The organism is Candidatus Kaelpia imicola, from assembly GCA_030765505.1.
GTDB classification, from domain to species: Bacteria; Omnitrophota; Gorgyraeia; order Kaelpiales; family Kaelpiaceae; genus Kaelpia; species Kaelpia imicola.
Map to the genome: position 1 here is coordinate 17,045 of JAVCCL010000020.1, position 17,786 is coordinate 34,830.

General features: G+C 38.6%; 19 protein-coding genes, 1 tRNA gene and 1 pseudogene. All 21 read left to right on the top strand.

Annotated features, from left to right (window positions below):
• Positions 1-23: 23 nt before the first annotated feature.
• The gene (locus tag P9L98_03375) at positions 24-389 is read left to right on the top strand and encodes a response regulator (GenBank protein MDP8216345.1); all 366 of its coding nucleotides are present in this window, start codon (positions 24-26) and stop codon (positions 387-389) included.
• Between the two features lie 58 nt (positions 390-447).
• A pseudogene (gene hisG / locus P9L98_03380) lies at positions 448-1,321 on the top strand (ATP phosphoribosyltransferase).
• A gap of 146 nt (positions 1,322-1,467) precedes the next feature.
• Positions 1,468-2,934: a tetratricopeptide repeat protein gene (locus P9L98_03385; GenBank protein ID MDP8216346.1), complete on the top strand. Its 1,467-nt coding sequence runs from the start codon at positions 1,468-1,470 to the stop codon at positions 2,932-2,934.
• A complete protein-coding gene (locus P9L98_03390) occupies positions 2,924-3,751 on the top strand; it encodes a transketolase (GenBank protein MDP8216347.1) in 828 nt (275 codons plus the stop codon). The genes P9L98_03385 and P9L98_03390 overlap by 11 nt, the downstream gene beginning before the upstream one ends.
• Positions 3,748-4,683, top strand: a complete 936-nt coding sequence (locus P9L98_03395; protein MDP8216348.1) for a transketolase family protein — start codon at positions 3,748-3,750, stop codon at positions 4,681-4,683. The genes P9L98_03390 and P9L98_03395 overlap by 4 nt, the downstream gene beginning before the upstream one ends.
• The gene (ispE, locus tag P9L98_03400; GenBank protein ID MDP8216349.1) at positions 4,680-5,525 is read left to right on the top strand and encodes a 4-(cytidine 5'-diphospho)-2-C-methyl-D-erythritol kinase; all 846 of its coding nucleotides are present in this window, start codon (positions 4,680-4,682) and stop codon (positions 5,523-5,525) included. The genes P9L98_03395 and ispE overlap by 4 nt, the downstream gene beginning before the upstream one ends.
• A gap of 13 nt (positions 5,526-5,538) precedes the next feature.
• Positions 5,539-5,967 carry a septation protein SpoVG family protein gene (locus P9L98_03405; protein ID MDP8216350.1) on the top strand — a complete coding sequence of 143 codons (429 nt, stop codon included), beginning with the start codon at positions 5,539-5,541 and terminating at the stop codon, positions 5,965-5,967.
• Positions 5,968-5,979: 12 nt separating this feature from the next.
• Positions 5,980-6,050 (top strand) — tRNA-Gln (locus tag P9L98_03410).
• Positions 6,051-6,073: 23 nt separating this feature from the next.
• The gene (locus P9L98_03415; GenBank protein ID MDP8216351.1) at positions 6,074-7,336 is read left to right on the top strand and encodes an NTP transferase domain-containing protein; all 1,263 of its coding nucleotides are present in this window, start codon (positions 6,074-6,076) and stop codon (positions 7,334-7,336) included.
• Positions 7,329-8,267, top strand: coding sequence for a ribose-phosphate pyrophosphokinase (locus P9L98_03420; protein MDP8216352.1), 939 nt, complete (start codon positions 7,329-7,331; stop codon positions 8,265-8,267). The genes P9L98_03415 and P9L98_03420 overlap by 8 nt, the downstream gene beginning before the upstream one ends.
• 77 nt (positions 8,268-8,344) lie before the next feature.
• On the top strand, positions 8,345-9,034 hold the full coding sequence (locus P9L98_03425) for a 50S ribosomal protein L25 (protein ID MDP8216353.1): 690 nt from the start codon (positions 8,345-8,347) through the stop codon (positions 9,032-9,034).
• A 9-nt stretch (positions 9,035-9,043) separates the two neighbouring features.
• Positions 9,044-9,697 carry an aminoacyl-tRNA hydrolase gene (pth, locus tag P9L98_03430; GenBank protein ID MDP8216354.1) on the top strand — a complete coding sequence of 218 codons (654 nt, stop codon included), beginning with the start codon at positions 9,044-9,046 and terminating at the stop codon, positions 9,695-9,697.
• Between the two features lie 58 nt (positions 9,698-9,755).
• On the top strand, positions 9,756-10,049 hold the full coding sequence (rpsF, locus tag P9L98_03435) for a 30S ribosomal protein S6 (GenBank protein MDP8216355.1): 294 nt from the start codon (positions 9,756-9,758) through the stop codon (positions 10,047-10,049).
• A 1-nt stretch (position 10,050) separates the two neighbouring features.
• The gene (gene ssb, locus P9L98_03440; GenBank protein ID MDP8216356.1) at positions 10,051-10,482 is read left to right on the top strand and encodes a single-stranded DNA-binding protein; all 432 of its coding nucleotides are present in this window, start codon (positions 10,051-10,053) and stop codon (positions 10,480-10,482) included.
• Positions 10,479-10,736 carry a 30S ribosomal protein S18 gene (rpsR, locus tag P9L98_03445; protein ID MDP8216357.1) on the top strand — a complete coding sequence of 86 codons (258 nt, stop codon included), beginning with the start codon at positions 10,479-10,481 and terminating at the stop codon, positions 10,734-10,736. The genes ssb and rpsR overlap by 4 nt, the downstream gene beginning before the upstream one ends.
• Positions 10,736-11,179, top strand: coding sequence for a 50S ribosomal protein L9 (gene rplI, locus P9L98_03450; protein ID MDP8216358.1), 444 nt, complete (start codon positions 10,736-10,738; stop codon positions 11,177-11,179). Before rpsR ends, rplI begins: the two co-directional genes overlap by 1 nt.
• Before the next feature lie 7 nt (positions 11,180-11,186).
• A complete protein-coding gene (gene dnaB, locus P9L98_03455; protein ID MDP8216359.1) occupies positions 11,187-12,548 on the top strand; it encodes a replicative DNA helicase in 1,362 nt (453 codons plus the stop codon).
• Complete coding sequence (bamA, locus tag P9L98_03460) at positions 12,545-14,830, top strand: outer membrane protein assembly factor BamA (GenBank protein MDP8216360.1); 2,286 nt, start codon at positions 12,545-12,547, stop codon at positions 14,828-14,830. The genes dnaB and bamA overlap by 4 nt, the downstream gene beginning before the upstream one ends.
• A gap of 15 nt (positions 14,831-14,845) precedes the next feature.
• A complete protein-coding gene (locus tag P9L98_03465; GenBank protein ID MDP8216361.1) occupies positions 14,846-15,340 on the top strand; it encodes an OmpH family outer membrane protein in 495 nt (164 codons plus the stop codon).
• A 27-nt stretch (positions 15,341-15,367) separates the two neighbouring features.
• Positions 15,368-16,465: a UDP-3-O-(3-hydroxymyristoyl)glucosamine N-acyltransferase gene (gene lpxD / locus P9L98_03470; protein ID MDP8216362.1), complete on the top strand. Its 1,098-nt coding sequence runs from the start codon at positions 15,368-15,370 to the stop codon at positions 16,463-16,465.
• A gap of 1 nt (position 16,466) precedes the next feature.
• Complete coding sequence (lpxC, locus tag P9L98_03475) at positions 16,467-17,783, top strand: UDP-3-O-acyl-N-acetylglucosamine deacetylase (GenBank protein ID MDP8216363.1); 1,317 nt, start codon at positions 16,467-16,469, stop codon at positions 17,781-17,783.
• Positions 17,784-17,786: the final 3 nt, after the last annotated feature.

The window sequence follows — 17,786 nt, forward strand, 5'->3', positions numbered from 1 at the left end:
TGTTAAAAAAGGAGGCAGCAGCAGTGAAAAATATTCTGGTTGTAGACGATGATGCAGATCTAAGAACTGTTGTTAAGATGAGGCTTGAAATAGAAGGTTACAATGTTAATACAGCATCTGACGGCAAGGAGTGTCTTAAGGCAGTCGCAGAAGGGAAGCCGGATTTAATATTGCTGGATATGACAATGCCTGTTATGGATGGATATACTGCGTTGAATAAATTAAAAGAGCAGCCTGAGAGTGCAGATATTCCTGTAATTATTTTCTCAATAAAAGAGAAGATGAAAATGGAAGGTCTCTTTATGGGTGATAATGTTGCCTGTTATATTGAGAAACCATTTGAGACAGAAGAGCTTATCGGTAAAGTTAAGGCTATTTTGGGAGAATAGTTTGACTTTTCTTTTCTCTTATGTACAATATTCCTTTATTTAGATTTAGGAGAGAGTTATGAAATTAAAATTAGGTATTCCAAAGGGTAGTTTACAAGAGAAGACAGTTCAGATTTTTAAAAAGGCTGGTTTTAATATAGCTTTAACTTCAAGGTCCTATTTTCCTTCGGTAGATGATCCAGAACTTGAACTCGTAATGTTAAGAGCTCAGGAGATATCTTACTATGTTGAAGCTGGTGTACTTGATGCCGGTCTGACTGGTGAGGATTGGATACGTGAGAATAACTCCAAGGTTGTGCGGGTAGCTGAACTTATATATGCAAAACAACAGATGGTACCGGTGAAATGGGTTTTGGCTGTAAGGGAAGATTCTAAAATAAAGAGTGTTAGAGGTCTTGAAGGTAAACGTATTGCTACGGAGTCTTGTTAACGTTACTAAGAAATATCTTAAGCATAATAAGGTTAAGGCTGATGTTGAATTTAGCTGGGGTGCAACGGAGGTAAAGGTTGCAACTGGTTTAGTAGATGCTATAGTTGAACTTACCGAGACCGGCCAGAGCCTAAGAAAGAACAATCTCAAGGTAATTGATACGATATGCGGTTCGACTACAAAGTTTATCGCCAACAAAAAAAGCTGGAAGAATTCCTGGAAAAAGAATAAGATAGACAGCCTCGTGCTTCTTTTAAGCGGAGCATTGGAAGCGGAATCTAAGGTTGGCCTTAAGATGAATGCAAGGAAGAACAACCTTAAGAAGATTCTCGATATATTACCCGCTATGCGCAGACCTACTATATCATCGCTTACAGAAGATGGCTGGTTTGCGATTGAGACTATAGTAGATGAAAAAATAGTGAGAGAGCTGATACCGGAATTAAAGCTTTTCGGGGCTGAGGCCGTTATAGAGTATCCTTTAAACAAAGTAATATTTTGATATGTTTTTGATTTGGAATTTATCTATGGAGGTATGATATGCCTTGCGGCAGAAAGAGAAAAACAAGAAGTATAAAAACGCATAAAAGAAAAAAAAGATTAAAGAGAGATAGACATAAGAAAAAGAAAAGGTAGTCTTTAACTACAATGAGAAAATTTCTTCTTCTTCCACTTATCCTAATTGCTCTGAGTGCTTCCTCAAGTGAGGGCTATAACTCCGGAACATCCTCTTCAGCCTATGCTCATTTTATGATGGCTGTTGTCTATGAAGATAGAGGGAGTTTAGAGGATGCTTACGCTGAATATCTCCGGGTTTTAGAGTATGACCATGAGAACCCGACGATATATATCAAGCTTGCCTTGATAGACTTGAAAAACAACAGGATAGAAAAATCGGTTGCTAATCTAAACAAAGCAGGAGATTATGCCTCTAGTGATATAAGGATCCACTTCGTCTTAGCTTTGATCTACAGTTCAATAGGAAAATATGATAAAGCAGCAGGAGAGTATGAGAAGATAGTTACAATAGACCCGCATGATATCATGGCTTTGGCATCTCTTGCAGATATGTATTTACTTCAGAAGAGAGTAGATGATGCCACAGCTGCTTATGAGAGACTGCTGGAAGAAGAGGTTGATATTCCTGCTCTGCGCTTCAACCTTGGAATACTCTATTCTAAGAACGGAGAGATAGGTAAGGCTATAGGGCAGATGGAGAAAGTTGTTGAGCTTGACCCCGGTTTTTTACAGGCCTATGTTACTCTGGGTGTTTTTTATGAGATGGATAATAATTTCAATAAAGCTATAGAGTGGTATCAGCGAGGTTTAAATATAAAACCGAAAGATTTAAAGCTTTTGAAAATTCTTGCCCAGGCTTACTATAAGGCTGGAGATATAGAGAGAGCAGAGACTACATACAAAGATTTAATTCAGGAATTTCCTCAAGAGAGAGGCATCTATCTTGATATTGCGTACTTTTATATAAAAAATGCGGATTACAAATCGGCAGAGGAAGCGCTGGAAAAAGCAGAGCAAGAGAACTTCAATATATCTGAAGTATATTTTTTAAAAGGTTTTCTTTTTTTTAAGCTTAAAAAGAATGGTAAGGCAATAGATTTTTTCAAGAAATCTCTCGAGCTGAGACCAAAGAATGCAGAAGCCTATTTTTTCCTCGGCGCTGCTTATGAAGAGATGGATAGATGGGATCTAGCGGTATCTAGTCTAAAAAAGGCAATAGAGGTAGATTCAAAGCATGCAGATGCTTTGAATTACCTGGGTTATATGTATGCCGAAGATGGTAAGAGCCTTGAAGAGGCTAAACTGTTGATAAAAAAAGCGCTTGAAATAGAGCCTGATAATGGAGCCTATCTTGATAGCATGGGTTGGGTCTATTATAAACTGGGTAATTACGACAGAGCTTTGGAGTTTCTTGAAAGAGCTATAGAAATGAAAAAAGATGACTCTGTAGTTATAGAGCATCTTGGGGATATCTATTTTAAAAAAGGCATGCTTGAGAGAGCTTTATCGCAGTGGCAGCATGCATTTCAGCTTAGTCCCGAACAAGAAGGGCTGGTTGAAAAGATAGAGAAAGTGAGAGATAAGATTGGTCAATAAAAAAGTAGATCTGGAATTTTTAAAACAGAAAGCTTTGGATATACGCTGCAGTATTCTTACCATGCTAGAAGAGGCTGGTTCAGGCCATACAGGAGGTTCTCTATCTTTAGTTGAGATTTTAGTTTCGCTTTATTATTGCAGGTTAAATCATGATCCTAAGAATCCTTCATGGGTTCAGAGAGATAGATTTATTCTTTCCAAGGGGCATGGTTGCCCTGCTCTATATGCTGTTTTGGCTGATTTCGGTTATTTTCCCAAGGCTGAGCTTATGACATTGAGAAAGTACGGTTCTCGTCTTCAAGGCCATCCTGAAAAGGGTCTTGCAGGTATAGAGGCTTCAACCGGCTCTCTGGGGCAGGGGCTCTCCATCTCAATAGGTATGGCTCTATCTGCAAGACTTGATGACAGAGAGAATAGAATTTACTGTGTACTTGGTGATGGAGAGACGAATGAAGGCCAAGTCTGGGAGTCTGCTATGACGGCTGCTCACTACAAACTGGATAATATAATAGCGATAGTGGATTATAACAAATTACAGATAGATGGTCCGGTCTCTGAGGTTAAAAATTTAGAGCCATTCGAAGAGAAGTGGCGCTCTTTTGGTTGGAAGGTAAAAAGGTGTAATGGTCATGACTTCCAGGAATTGCTTGATGCTTTAGATTGGGCGGATAGTATTAAGGAATATCCGGCTGTTATTATTGCAGATACTGTTAAAGGTAAAGGTGTCTCATTCATGGAGAATGATAATCGGTGGCATGGAGTTGCTCCTGTTAAGGAAGATCTAGAGAAAGCTCTTAAGGAGTTGAAGGATAGATGAAGCCTACTAGAGATGGATTTGGAGAAGCATTACTAGAGCTGGGTAAGAGAGAAGAGAGGATAGTTGTACTCTCAGCTGACCTGACAGAGTCGGTTAGGGCGGGTGCGTTTAAAGCGAGATTTCCAGAAAGGTTTTTCAGTTTTGGTATATCTGAGCAGGATATGATTTCTGCTGCAGCCGGGTTTGCTCTGGAAGGCAAGATCCCTTTTGCAGCTACATTTGGGGTCTTTGCATCAGGAAGAGCTTGGGATCAGATAAGGACTTCAATTGCTTACATGAATCTTAATGTAAATATCGTTGGTTCTCATGGAGGGATTACAGTAGGCCCGGATGGTGCGACTCATCAGGCTTTAGAAGAGTATACGCTTATGAGGGTCTTGCCTAATATGTGCGTAATCGTGCCTTGTGATTTTTATGAAGCCAAAAAAGCGACAGAGGCAGCTGCTTTTTATCCCGGGCCGGTATATTTAAGACTCACTAGGAATAGAGTGCCTTTTCTAACCTCTGAAAATGATGATTTCCAGATAGGTAAAGCCCGGGTATTTAGGGAAGGAAGTGATGTTACCATAGTAGCATCGGGTCAGATGGTACATCTCTCACTTAAGGCTGCCGATATTTTAAAAGAGGAAGGAATCTCTGCCGGTGTTATAAACCTCCATACTATAAAACCGTTAGACAGAGATACGATTTTAAAAGCTGCCCGGGAGACGGGGGCTATACTTACAGTTGAAGAGCATCAGATTTTCGGAGGAATGGGCTCTGCAATTGCTAAGTTTATCTCTGAAAACAACCCTGTTCTTATTAAACTTTTGGGTATAAGAGATCGTTTCGGAAGAAGCGGTGAATCAGATATTCTGCTTGAAGCTTTTGGTTTAACCTCTAAGTGTATAATTAAAGAAGCAAAAGAGCTTATTAAAAAGAAACAGAGTTGATAGTTTTTAATACACCTGCCAAATTAAATCTTTTTCTTGATATACTCTCTAAAAGGAAAGACGGTTACCATAATATCATCAGTTTGATGGTCAAAGTAGATCTCTATGATGTTTTAAGTGTTGGAGTTTTAAGAGAAGATAGAGTATCTCTATCTGTTAAAGGAGATGCTCCGGAAGGAGCTGAAAACAGCTGTTATAGGGCAGCTAAGATCATAAAAGATAGATACTGCATTAAAGAGGGCCTTCAGATAAAACTGGAGAAAAGAATACCTTCAGAGTCAGGTTTAGGCGGTGCAAGCTCAAATGCTGCCTATGTACTGAGAGCTGCCAGAGAGATATTTGATATAGATATTAGTAAAGAAGAGTTGATGAAACTGGGAGCAGCTATCGGTTCCGACGTCCCTTTTTTTGTGAATGATTCTGCTTGGGCAGTAGTTGAAGGTAAAGGTGAACGTGTACGTTCAATTGATACACCGCTTGTTTTCTCTGCTGTTTTAATCTTACCTCAGTTTGGCAATAAGACGGAAGATTTATACCGAAAATGGAAACCTTCCTTGACAGAGTCTGGTTGTTGGGATAAAATTGAACTTTGCAGCGCAGATGATGTTGAAATGAATTTTTTGAAGAAATATTCTTACAATGTTTTTGAGAAATTAAAAAGTAGTGCCATGCTGTTCTCCCTCAGAGAAGATATTAAAAAATTTGATGTTGATTTAGTCAGGATGACTGGTACTGGTTCTGCAATTTACGCAATATCTTCTGATATAGATAAATTAAATTCTCTAAAGAACCATTGTGGCTCTTTGGGATATAATACTTTTTTAGTTAGGTCATTAGACTAAGGAGGTGCCCGTTTTGGAGATTACAGAGGTAAGAGTGTTTCCCAGGGTGAAAGGCAACAGGAAACTGAAGGCTTATGTAACTATTACCTTCGATGACTCTTTCGTCGTTCGCAATATTAAGGTTATCGATGGCAATAAAGGTCTTTTTGTTGCTATGCCTTCCAGAAAGGTTCAGAAACCATGTCTTAGGTGCAGGAGGAGTAACAGCATAGCGGCGAGATTCTGCAATTATTGCGGTGTCGCTCTTGAGTCATCCAGATATCCTGATTCTCATGATAGACAGCAGGAGACCAAAGATATTGCACATCCGATCAACCAGGAATTTCGTGCTTACATCGAAGGGAAGGTTCTGGAGGCATATGAAAAGGAGATGCAAAATCCGAGCTATCAGAGCGAAGAAGAGCATAATCTGGAAGGAGATTCTACAGATATAACTCTTTAAAATTTCGGTATTTGGGGAATAGTGTAATGGTAGCACAACGGCTTTTGGAGCCGTCTGTGGAGGTTCGAGCCCTCCTTCCCCAGTATTTAGTTAAATGTAATCCTTTATGAAAAGTATTTGCGGGCTAATATTGGCTGCAGGTAAAGGGACCAGACTTAAATCATCCCTGCCTAAATATCGTCATAAGATAGCAGGATGGTCTCTACTCAGGCATTCCATAGAGAATTTAAGAGGGGCAGGAATAGATGATATCTATGTTTTGGCTGGATTCGGAGAGAGTGAGTTCATAGATAAAAATTTTTCCGTTAGTACTATAGAACAGAAAAGAAGGACGGGGACGGCAGATGCATTACTTATAGCTCTGAAGAATATTCCTAAAAAATATAAGACTATAGTTCTTCTCTATGTAGATGTTGTATTATTGAAAGCTAAGACAATCAAGAGTCTTCTATCTAAGCATAATAGAGATAACTCCGATATAACGCTCCTCACTATGGAGCTGGATGTGCCCAAAGGCTATGGAAGGGTACTTAGTAATGAGAGCGGTAATATGGTTGCTGTAAAAGAAGAGGATCTGCTCAATAAATCTGAGAAGAAGATAAAAGAAGTCAATGTAGGGGTCTATATCTTTAAAAGAAAAAATAGTTTAGAGAGAGATCTCTGTAGTATTAAGCCTAAAGGAGATAAAAAAGAGAAGTATCTGACTGAGATTTTTCCTATATATAACAAGAGAGGTCTGAAGGTTCTGGCTTTAAAGCTAAAAGATATAAACGAAGGGCTGGGTATCAACAGCAGGAGAGAGCTGGTAGAGGCTAACAAAATTCTTTACAGAAGAAACGCTGATGAGCATATATTGAAAGGGGTGAGTATATTGTCCCCAGAGAATACCTTTATAGAGAGAGATGTGGCCATAGGGCGTGATACGGTTATATATCCTTTTGCTTACATAGGTTTTGGGGTTCGGATAGGAGAGAACTGTATTATAGGACCATCTTGCAGAATAAAGGGAGGCAGCAGGATAGGGAATAATGTTAAGGTAGAAAATTTTGCTGAAATATCACATTCCGAGATAGACAATAATTCTAAGATAAAACATTTTTCTTACATAGGAGATGCTTCTGTCGGCAAGAGTGTCAATATAGGGGCCGGAACTGTAATTGCGAATTACGACGGCAGAAGAAAGAATAAGACAGTCATAAAAGATAATGCTTTTATAGGCAGCAATACGACATTAGTAGCTCCTGTTGAAATAGGCAAGGGTGTCATAACGGGGGCGGGTTCGGTTGTAACGAAGAATAGTAAGATAGCCGATAATAGTGTAATTGTGGGGGTTCCTGCTAAAATTTTAAGGAGGAGAAGAGATGGATAGATTAACAGTCTTTAGCGGTAATGCTAATCCTGAGCTGGCAAAGAATATATCCAGTTATCTGGGTGTTGAATTAGGAGATTCTATAGTCTCTAGGTTTAACGATGGTGAGATCAGAATTAAGATTAAACATAATGTTAGGGGTAACGATATATTTGTAATTCAGCCGATATGCTCTCCGTCAAATGACAATTTAATGGAACTACTTATTATTATTGATGCTTTAAAGAGGGCATCGGCAGGTAGAATTACTGCGGTAATACCTTATTTCGGTTATGCCAGGCAGGATAGAAAAGATCAACCCCGCGTGCCTATAACGGCAAAGCTTGTTGCCAACCTCATAACTGTGTCCGGTGCCGATAGAGTTCTTACGATGGATTTACATGCCGGGCAGATCCAAGGTTTTTTTGATATCCCCCTAGACCATCTTCTATCTGTTAAAATCTTTGTTGAGTATATAAAAAAGAAGATAGACTGTTCTAATCTAGTTGTTGTATCTCCTGATGTCGGAGGCATTAAGATGGCCAGAGCCTATGCTAAGAAGCTTGGCCTACCTCTTGCTATAGTAGATAAGCGCAGGATAAGCGCTGAAGAGACAGAGGCGATGAATATTCTTGGTGAAATAGAAGGTAAGGATGTCTGTATAGTCGATGATATAGTTGCAACAGCTGGCTCTCTTATCGAGGCTATAGAAGCTCTTAAAAGTAAGGGGGCAAAGCATGTCTATGCTGCAATAAGTCATCCAGTGCTTTCTGGTCCTGCTATAGATAGACTTCAAAATTCTTCAATAAGTAAACTCTTTGTGACAGATACCGTTCCTTTAAACGAAGATAAGCTTATTGATAAAATAGAGGTTCTCTCGGTTGCATCTCTTTTAGGGGAAGCAATCAAGAGAATACATGAAGAGGCTTCAATAAGCGTGCTGTTTGATTAATTAAACCCTTGCAAAAATCATATTATTTGTGATATATAGGAGGGCACGATTTTTTTATTTTATAGAGGAGGTTAATAATGGAAAAATTAAGAATTGAAGTAAAAAAAAGAGATGGAATAGGTAAAAAGTATGTTAAAGGTATCAGAAAGAATGGCCTTATACCAGCAATATTGTACAAGAAGGGGTTAGCTATGCCTCTAGAGCTGAAAGAGACTGATTTAATACACCTTTTTCATGAGGCGCACTCTGAGAATTTAGTAGCCGAGCTCTGTATTCTATCTGGTAAAGATAAAGAGGTTAAGACTGCTATACTCAAAGATGTAGAGCATGACGTTATAAAAGGAAGTATTATACATGTTGATTTTCAGGAGATATCCCTTGATGAGGTTATTAAGATTAAAGTGCCTGTTGAGGTCAAAGGTGAACCTGTAGGAGTTAAGGAGGATGGCGGAATCTTAGATCACCTTCTCTGGGAGGTAGAGATAGAGTGTAAAGCGGCCAAAGTTCCTTCTAAGATAGAGGTCAGGGTCGATGACTTAAATATAGGCGATGCAATCCATCTTGCTGATTTAGAATTTCCTCAAGGAGTTAAGGCGATAGGAGATTCAGAACAGGTTGTAGCACATGTTGTTGCACCTAGAGAGATAATTATTGAAGAAGAGGTTGAGAGCGATATTGCAGCAGAGCCTGAAGTAATAGGCGAGAAGAAAGAAGAGTCGGAAGAGGCAGGGAAAGAAGATTTTAAAAAAGAAGAGAGAACAGAATAATATAAAGTCATGCTTTTAATCTCTGGGCTTGGCAATCCTGGGTTGGAGTATAAAGATACTCTGCATAATCTTGGTTTTATGGTTCTGGATGAGTTGGCAGCCAGGCATGGTTTAAAATTCAGAAAGAGCAAGTGCGGAGCCAAGCTAACCATTATGGCCCAACCTCATTGCGGAGAAGAGGAGAGTCGGTTGAAGTCCAAATCCAGCATCTTAAAGAGTATTTTGAGATTTAGAAGAGTAGAATCTCAGACAAGAATAGTTTTGGCTAAGCCTCATACGTATATGAATCTAAGCGGCAAATCAATAGCATGCCTTAAAGATAGATATGGCATTAAAAGTAGCAATATAGTTGTTGTATCTGACGATTTGAATTTAGAGCGAGGTCAGATAAAGATCAGAACAAAAGGTAGTTCTGGAGGGCATAAGGGGCTGCAGTCTGTAATTAATGAGATTGGAACCGAGAATTTCCCCCGTTTTAGGATAGGCATTGGAGAGTCCTTTAAAAGAGAGAGATCAGAAGATTATCTCTTAAGCCGAATAGCTGAAGAAGAGAAGCTGGAGTATGCTGATATAGTGTGCAATGCTGCCGGTGCCATTGAGTTTTATCTTAAAGAGGGTATAGAGAAAACAATGTCAATCTATAATTTTAGAAACACAATTTGATGGTTGCTAAGAATTTGCTTATATGTTAATATTATCAGCCAAAAGGAGAAAATATTTGATGAAAAAATATGAGATAATGCTTATTTTAAATCCGGATATGAGTGATACGGATATAGATTCTCAGATGAGCAAGATTAAAGATTCTGTAGTCAAATTAAAAGGTAAAGTTGTTCAGTTTGATATCTGGCAGAGGAGACAGCTTGCATATCCTATAGAAAAGTTTCAAGAAGGAGTCTATCTGCTGGGAGAGTTTGAGATGCCTGAGGAGATAGTGAAAGGTATATCCGGAGAGTGGCAGTTAGACTCAAATATATTAAGGTTTCTGATTTTTAAGAAAGAGAAGGAGGGATAAAATGCCCAGTTTAAATAGAGTATTTTTAATCGGCAATTTAACTCGCGATCCAGAGATTCGCTATACACCTTCAGGTACCTCTGTTGTTAGTTTTGGCTTAGCGGTGAACAGGGTTTTTAAGGCTCAAACAGGTGAGAAGAAAGAGGAGACTTGTTTTGTTAGAGTAGTGACTTTCGGAAAACAGGCTGAATCTTGCAATCAATATCTTGCTAAAGGTAGGCTCGTATTCATAGAAGGTAGATTGCAGTATAGAAATTGGGAGTATGAAGGTAAAAAATATAACGCTTTAGATGTTATAGCTGATAGGGTTCAGTTTTTGACCAGAGCTAAAGAGGATGGAACTGCTTCCTCTGATTTTGAAGAAGGTGTTATTCCTGAAGATATTTCTTCAGAAGAAGCCGGTTCTGCCAGTGAAGGCGAGGTGCCGTTTTGAGAAATACAAAGAGTAAAACAAGTAAAAAGTTCCCATTTAAGAATTTAAAAAGGAAGAAGTATTGTAGATTCTGTGCAAAGAATATTAAAGATATAGATTATAAAGATGTTGAACTCCTGCAAAATTTTCTTACCGATAGAAGCAAGATGAGAACCAGAAACTCTAGCGGTAATTGCGCAAAACATCAGAGGAAAATATCAAACGCTATTAAAAATGCCAGAATGGTGGCTTTATTGCCTTTTGTTACTGAATAATGAAAGTGATTCTATTGAAAGATTATGAAGGTTTAGGTTTAGAGTCTGATTTGGTCAACGTTAAAGATGGTTATGCCCGTAATTTACTAATTCCTCAGGGTATTGCCCGTCAAGCAACTGCTGGAGTTTTTAAGGAGCTGGAACTTAAGTTTGCTGCTGCAGAGAAGAAGAAAGGCAGAGAGACGAAGAGACTGGAAGAGTTAAAAGATAAGTTGTCTGACGTATCGCTTACAATAGGAGTTAAGGCCGGCGAAGAAGAGAGAATATATGGAGCTGTTACAAATATCGATATTGCCAGAGCATTAAAAGATGAGGGGTTTGATATAGATAGACATACGATAGATTTATATGAACCAATAAAGGAATTAGGGGTTTATCAAATATCTATCAATCTACATTCTGATATTATAGCAAAGGTCAAAGTTTGGGTTGTTAAAGAATAATTTAATAATGAGTCCTCGAGAAAAATCAGATTTGCCCGAGCAGCTGCCGCCTCAGAACATTGAAGCCGAGATAGCTGTTTTAGGTTCAATGTTGTTATCTCAAGACGCTATATCCCAGTCTGTTGAGTTATTGGATAAACTTTTTTTTTATAAAGATTCTCATCAGAAGATATTTCAAACTATAGTTGAGCTATATGATACTTCGTTAGCCGTAGATCTCTTGACCCTTTCCGAAGAGCTTAAAAACAGGGATATGTTGGATAATATTGGAGGTCCGGCATATCTGGCTACAATCTCTAATTCTGTTCCCTCGGCTGCCAATATACAGCATTATGCAAGAATAGTCAAAGAGAAGTATGTTTTACGTTCCTTAATTAATAGCTCAACCAAAATAATAAAGAAATGTTATGACCCGGTTGATAATGTAGATAGACTGCTAGATGAGTCAGAGCGTGCTATTTTTGAAATAGTTTCTCATAAGATGGAAGGTAAGATCTCTTCTATAAAAGATCTTATAAAATCCAGCATCACCACGATAGATAATCTTTATCAGCGTCAGAGTAGTATAACAGGGGTGCCGACAGGTTATAATGATTTCGATTCTTTAACAGCTGGTCTTCAAAATTCAGACCTGATTGTTGTAGCCGGAAGACCTTCTATGGGTAAGTCTGCATTTATATGTTGCGTTGCAGAGCATGCAATACTTGAAGAGAAAATTCCTGTTGCAATATTCAGTTTAGAGATGTCGAAAGAACAGCTAGTGCATAGAATACTCTGTTCTCATGCCCGTGTTAACGCACATCAGGTTAGACGCGGGTTCTTAAGACCTGAAGATTGGCCTAAGCTTACATCTGCTGCAGGTAAGCTTGCAGAAGCACCTCTATTTATAGATGATACTGCAGGCTCCAGTGTTTTAGAGTTAAGGGCAAAAGCAAGAAGATTAAAGGCTCGCCATGATATAAAGCTCATAATAGTAGACTACATGCAGCTTATGCGCAGCAGCTATCGTTCTGAGAGCAGGCAGCAGGAGATATCTGAAATATCACGCAGTCTTAAAGATTTAGCAAAAGAATTAGGAGTTCCTCTTATTGCTGTGAGTCAGCTTTCGCGTGCGGCTGAGATGAGACAGGATAAGAGACCGCAACTTTCTGATTTAAGGGAGTCCGGAGCAATAGAACAGGATGCTGATTTAGTTGTTTTACTTTTCAGGGAAGAATATTATTCTCCTTCTGGAGAAGAGAATAAAGGTGTTGCGGATCTCATTATTGCCAAGCAGAGAAACGGTCCTGTAGATACTGTCAAGCTTGCGTTTATTAAAGAATATACCAGGTTTGAGAACCTTTATAAAATGGAGGTTAATTTAAGTTGAAAGTAACAAAACTTAGTCTATCTTTTTTCTCGTTTTTGTTTTTAATTTCTGTATCCTGGGCTCAAGATATGCCCAATATCTTAGATCTCCAGGTTGTTGGAAACAAGAATATTAGCGAATCTGCTATAATAGCTAAAATTAAAGTTAGGCCTAACCAGCTCTTCTCTCAGCAGATGATAGATGAAGATATAAAACGGCTCTATGCTACAGGGTTTTTTACTGATGTTGTTGTTGATGCGAAAGAAGAGACTGATGGCATCATTATCATATTCTATGTGAAAGAAGCACCGTATGTTGATGGAGTTATCTTTAAGGGAAATCGTATCTTTAGAGATGATAAACTGGAGAGATTGGTTAAGACTACTGGGGGGCAGTTTTTTGACAAATGGCAGCTGAAGACAGATATGGAGGAGATCAAGTTAAAGTATCAAGAGAAAGGCTTTGCAAACGTAGCTGTAGATTATGATTTAGAGATTGATCAGAATAGTGATAAGACTACGGTGGTAATTAATATTGATGAAGGGGGAAGAGTAAGGATAAGAAAGATTGAGTTGGTTGGAGTAGAGGCTTTCAAAAAGAAGAGAATTCTTAAACTTTTGAGGACAAGAACAAAGACTTGGTTTAGATCCGGCGCTTACAAAGAAGAGGTTTTCAAGGAAGATCTGTCCAGGATAGAGGATTTTTATAAAAGAGACGGGTATCTTGATGTAGAGGTGAGCGGCGATTCGAGCTTCGATAAAAAAGGAAAGATGATTTTAACAATAAAGGTTGATGAGGGAAAACAGTATAAAGTTGGAGAAGTGTCTCTGGAGGGTAATAATGTTTTTCCTTTAAATGAAGTTGAAAGTATTCTAAAGCTCGATAGGGATAGTGTGTTTAGTTATGACTCTTTGAAGCTTGATACTCAGAAGCTGCAGGATTTTTATTTTAACAAAGGTTATATCAAGGCTCAGATTGAAACGGTACCGGTGATTAATTCAGAGACTGGGTTTGTGGATATAAAATACTCTGTAGTAGAAAACGAAATACATTATTTAGACAGGATAGATATAAAGGGTAATGTTAAGACTAAAGATGTTGTAATACGGAGAGAGTTAAGGATGTATCCAGGTGAGAAATTTGATGGCAGCAAGATAAAGAGATCTAGGCAGAGACTTGAAAATCTGGGTTATTTTGAAGAGATAGATTTCGACATTTTTCCGACTGATGAGGAGAACAAGGAAGATTTATTGGTACGTGTAAAAGAGTCTAAAACAGGAGAGTTTAGTTTTGGCGCCGGATATAGTTCTGTTGATGAGTTTATAGGTTTTGTCGAATTGAGTCAGAGGAATTTTGACATATCCAATCCTCCAACGTTTACTGGAGGAGGTCAGAGAATTACGCTACGCACTGAGATGGGTACAACCAGGAATGATTATGAGTTGAGCTTTACAGAACCCTGGATATTCGGTTATCCTTATCTTTTTGGTTTTGATATCTACCAGCATTCGAGAGAACGGGAGAGTGATATCGGTTATGATTGGGATGAGGAGCGACAGGGTATATCTTTAAGGCTAGGCAAGGAGATATCGGAGCATAATAGCCTCTACCTGAGAACGCGATTTGATAAGGTGGATATATCTAATGTTGCTGCAGATGTTTCAAATGCTCTTAAGAATGAGGCCGGAGAGAAGAATATCTATGCTATTAAACTTACCTTCGCTAGAGACAAAAGGGATAATATTTTCGATCCCACAAAAGGATATTATTTTAGCAGTAGCCTTGAAAATGCAGGTGGTTTTATGAGTGGAGATGTAGATTTTTTACGTCAGACGAATCAATTTAGCTGTTACTATTCAATACGTGAAAAATGGGTTTTAAATTTTAGGCTCAATTCTGGTATAATAGATACTCAGGGCGATACATCTTCCGTGCCTCTCTATGAGAGATTATTTGCAGGAGGGGCTTATAGTATTAGAGGATATGATGAGAGAAGCGTAGGGCCTAAGGATACGGTTAAGACGAGTGATCCTATTGGAGGCGAAGCGCTCTTAATAGGAAATATCGAATTGACAGTTCCTATTTATGAAAATATAAAAGGTGCTTTCTTTTACGACGTTGGTAATGTTTGGGAGAAGAAGAGTGATTTTGCTTCAGATGGGTATAAATCTTCAGTTGGTTGTGGTCTAAGATTGAATACTCCCATTGGACCTATAAAGTTGGATTATGGTTATCCTTTGGATTCGGATGAGAATGATTCTGATAGTGGAAAAGTCCATTTTAGTATGGGACACAAATTTTAAAAGGAGAAAAACAATATGAAAAGAATATTTTTTACACTGTTAATATCAGCTATTCTTATCTCTGGTTTTGTTGAAGCTGCTGATAAATTTGCCTGCGTAGATTTGGAACAGGTTTTTAATGAGTATCAAAAAACAAAAGATGAAGAAGCAAAGCTTACAAAGATAGGCGAAGAGAAACAGAAAGATATAGACTCTAAGTTAAAAGAGATAGATAGATTAAAAGAGAAGCTGGATCTACTGTCGGATAAAGAGAAAGAAAAGATAAAGGTTGAATTAAATCAGAAAATGGAAGAACTGAGACAGTTTGACCGTCAGGCAAGAACAGACTTAATGCGTCAAAGAAACGAGATAATAGAGGGGATACTTCAAGAGATAAATAAGGTTATTGAAGATTACGGCAAGTCAAGAAAATATACTATAATGTTTAACTCTAGAGCTCTTCTTTACAAAAATAAAGATTTAGATATTACCCAAGAAGTGATAAAATATTTAAACAAAAAATATAAGTAATTATTAAACCTAAGACAAGGAAGATAAGTGAAGGTAAATTCAGGTTACGATGAGAATGGTTTTCGCCCCCGTCTGGATTTAACGCTGACTCGTATAGCTAAGCTTATAGATGGTGAAGTTATAGGTGATGGCAGCATTATTATTAAAGGGCTATCGGGGATTAAAGAGGCTCAAGAAGGCGATATTACATTTGTAGCCAACCCTAAATATTTTTCGCTTATAAATACAACCAGAGCGTCTGCCGTTATTACCTCGCAAGCTGTTGAAGGCACAGATAAGCCTATAATAAAGACGGAAAATCCTTCTCTTGCTTTTGCCAAGCTGGTTTCTCATTTTGCTCCTGACGAGAACGGAATAAAGCCGGGAGTCCATCCTACTGCAATAATTGGTAAAGATGTAAAGTTAGGGGAGAATGTCTCTATTGGGCCTTATGTGGTAGTATCAGATGGTGCCTTTATCGGAGATAACACTGTTTTACAAGCAGGTGTATATGTAGGAAGCTATAGTAAAATAGGGGCAAGTTGTACAATATATTCTCATGTTGCTGTAAGAGAGCGGGTAACTATAGGCAGCAATGTGATAATACATTCCGGTACAGTAATAGGTAGCGACGGTTTCGGTTATGCCACTGTTAAAGATGTCCATTACAAAATTCCGCAAATAGGCACTGTATTTATAGAGGATGATGTTGAAATAGGAGCAAATGTGACTATTGACAGGGCTCGCTTCGGGAAGACTCATATAAAGAGGGGAACAAAAATCGATAACCTTGTTCAGATTGCCCACAATGTTGAGATAGGCGAAAATTCTATTGTAGTAGCTCAGTCTGGGATATCCGGCAGCACTAATATAGGTAGAGGTGTTATATTGGCGGGGCAATCTGGAGTTGTTGGCCATATCAATATAGGTGATAATGCGCGTGTGGCAGCTCAGGCGGGAGTTACAAAATCAGTTCCAGAAGGTGAGGTAGTGTCGGGCTATCCTGCTAGGCCTCATGGCACGGCAAAGAGAATTAATGCCTGCGTACAGAAGTTACCAGAATTCTATAAATGTATTAAGGGTCTTCAGAAAAAGATTGAGGATTTGGAATCAGAGTTAAGGGAGCTACGGGAAAAGGCGTCTTAAAGTGGAACATCAGCATACTATTTCAAAAGATGCAGCTATCTCGGGGGTAGGTCTTCATACAGATGAGAGAGTTAATTTAAAGATTAAGCCTGGAGAGGTTGATAGCGGAATAACTTTTAGAAGAATAGATATAGAGAGTTCTCCTCTTATACCTGCTCACATCTCGCATGTTCTAGATTTGACTTTAAGTCTTAGGCGTACGTCTATTGGCATTGATAATATAGAGATTCATACAATAGAACATCTTATGGCTTCTTTGGCAGCCTGTAAGATAGATAATGTCTTAGTTGAGATAGATGGTGTTGAGGTTCCAGGTTTAGACGGAAGTGCTCTGCCTTTTATTGAAAAGATAAAAAATGCAGGCATAGTTAAGCAGAATGCAACAAGGAAGACTTATCGACTTAAAGAACCTATTTTAGTTGAAGATGGAGAAGCCTCCCTGATGGCTTTTCCCAGCAATAACTTAAATATCTCTTACCTTCTGAATTATGATCATCCTCAGCTTAAAACCCAATATATAAGACATGTTTTAGATGAGGGAACATTTAAAGATGAGATTGCTCCCAGCAGAACATTCTGTTTAGAGGAAGAGGCTGAAAAATTAACGGAGATGGGCTTAGGTAAGGGTGCTAATTATGACAATACGCTAGTTGTAACTGATTCAGGTGTTATAGAAAATCAATATAGAATAGAAGATGAGCCTGCAAGGCATAAGGTTCTAGATTTAATAGGCGATCTTTATCTCGTAGGTTGTAAGTTGGAGGCTAATATAGTAGGAATAAAGAGCGGCCATCCTTTAAATATAAGGATGGTTAGAAGAATAGAACAGCAGATCAAAAGGTTTCAGCAAGCCGGGATACATAGGGGCGGATTAAAAGAGTTTGAGCTACCTTTGGGGGTGGAAGAGATAAAGCAGATACTTCCTCATAGAGATCCTTTTCTTTTTATAGATAGTATCATAGAGATAGAAGAGGGCAAGCGTGCTGTGGGGATTAAAAAGTTGGCTTTAGACGAGTACTTCTTTAAGGGTCATTTCCCAGGGCGGCCGGTTATGCCGGGAGTGTTAATAGTTGAGGCGATGGCTCAGGTTTCAGGTGTATTGATGTTAATCCAAAAGCAACATAGAGGAAAACTTGCTTTCTTTATGGGTGTTGATAAGGTTAGATTTAGAAGGCCGGTTCTTCCTGGAGATCAATTGTATCTTGAAGCTGAAGTTGGTCGATTAAGGACAAAGACTGGTGAGATGCATGCAAGAGCATTGGTTAACGGCAAGGTCGCGGCTGAAGCATCGCTGCTCTTTGCTTTAATTGAAAAATAGTAA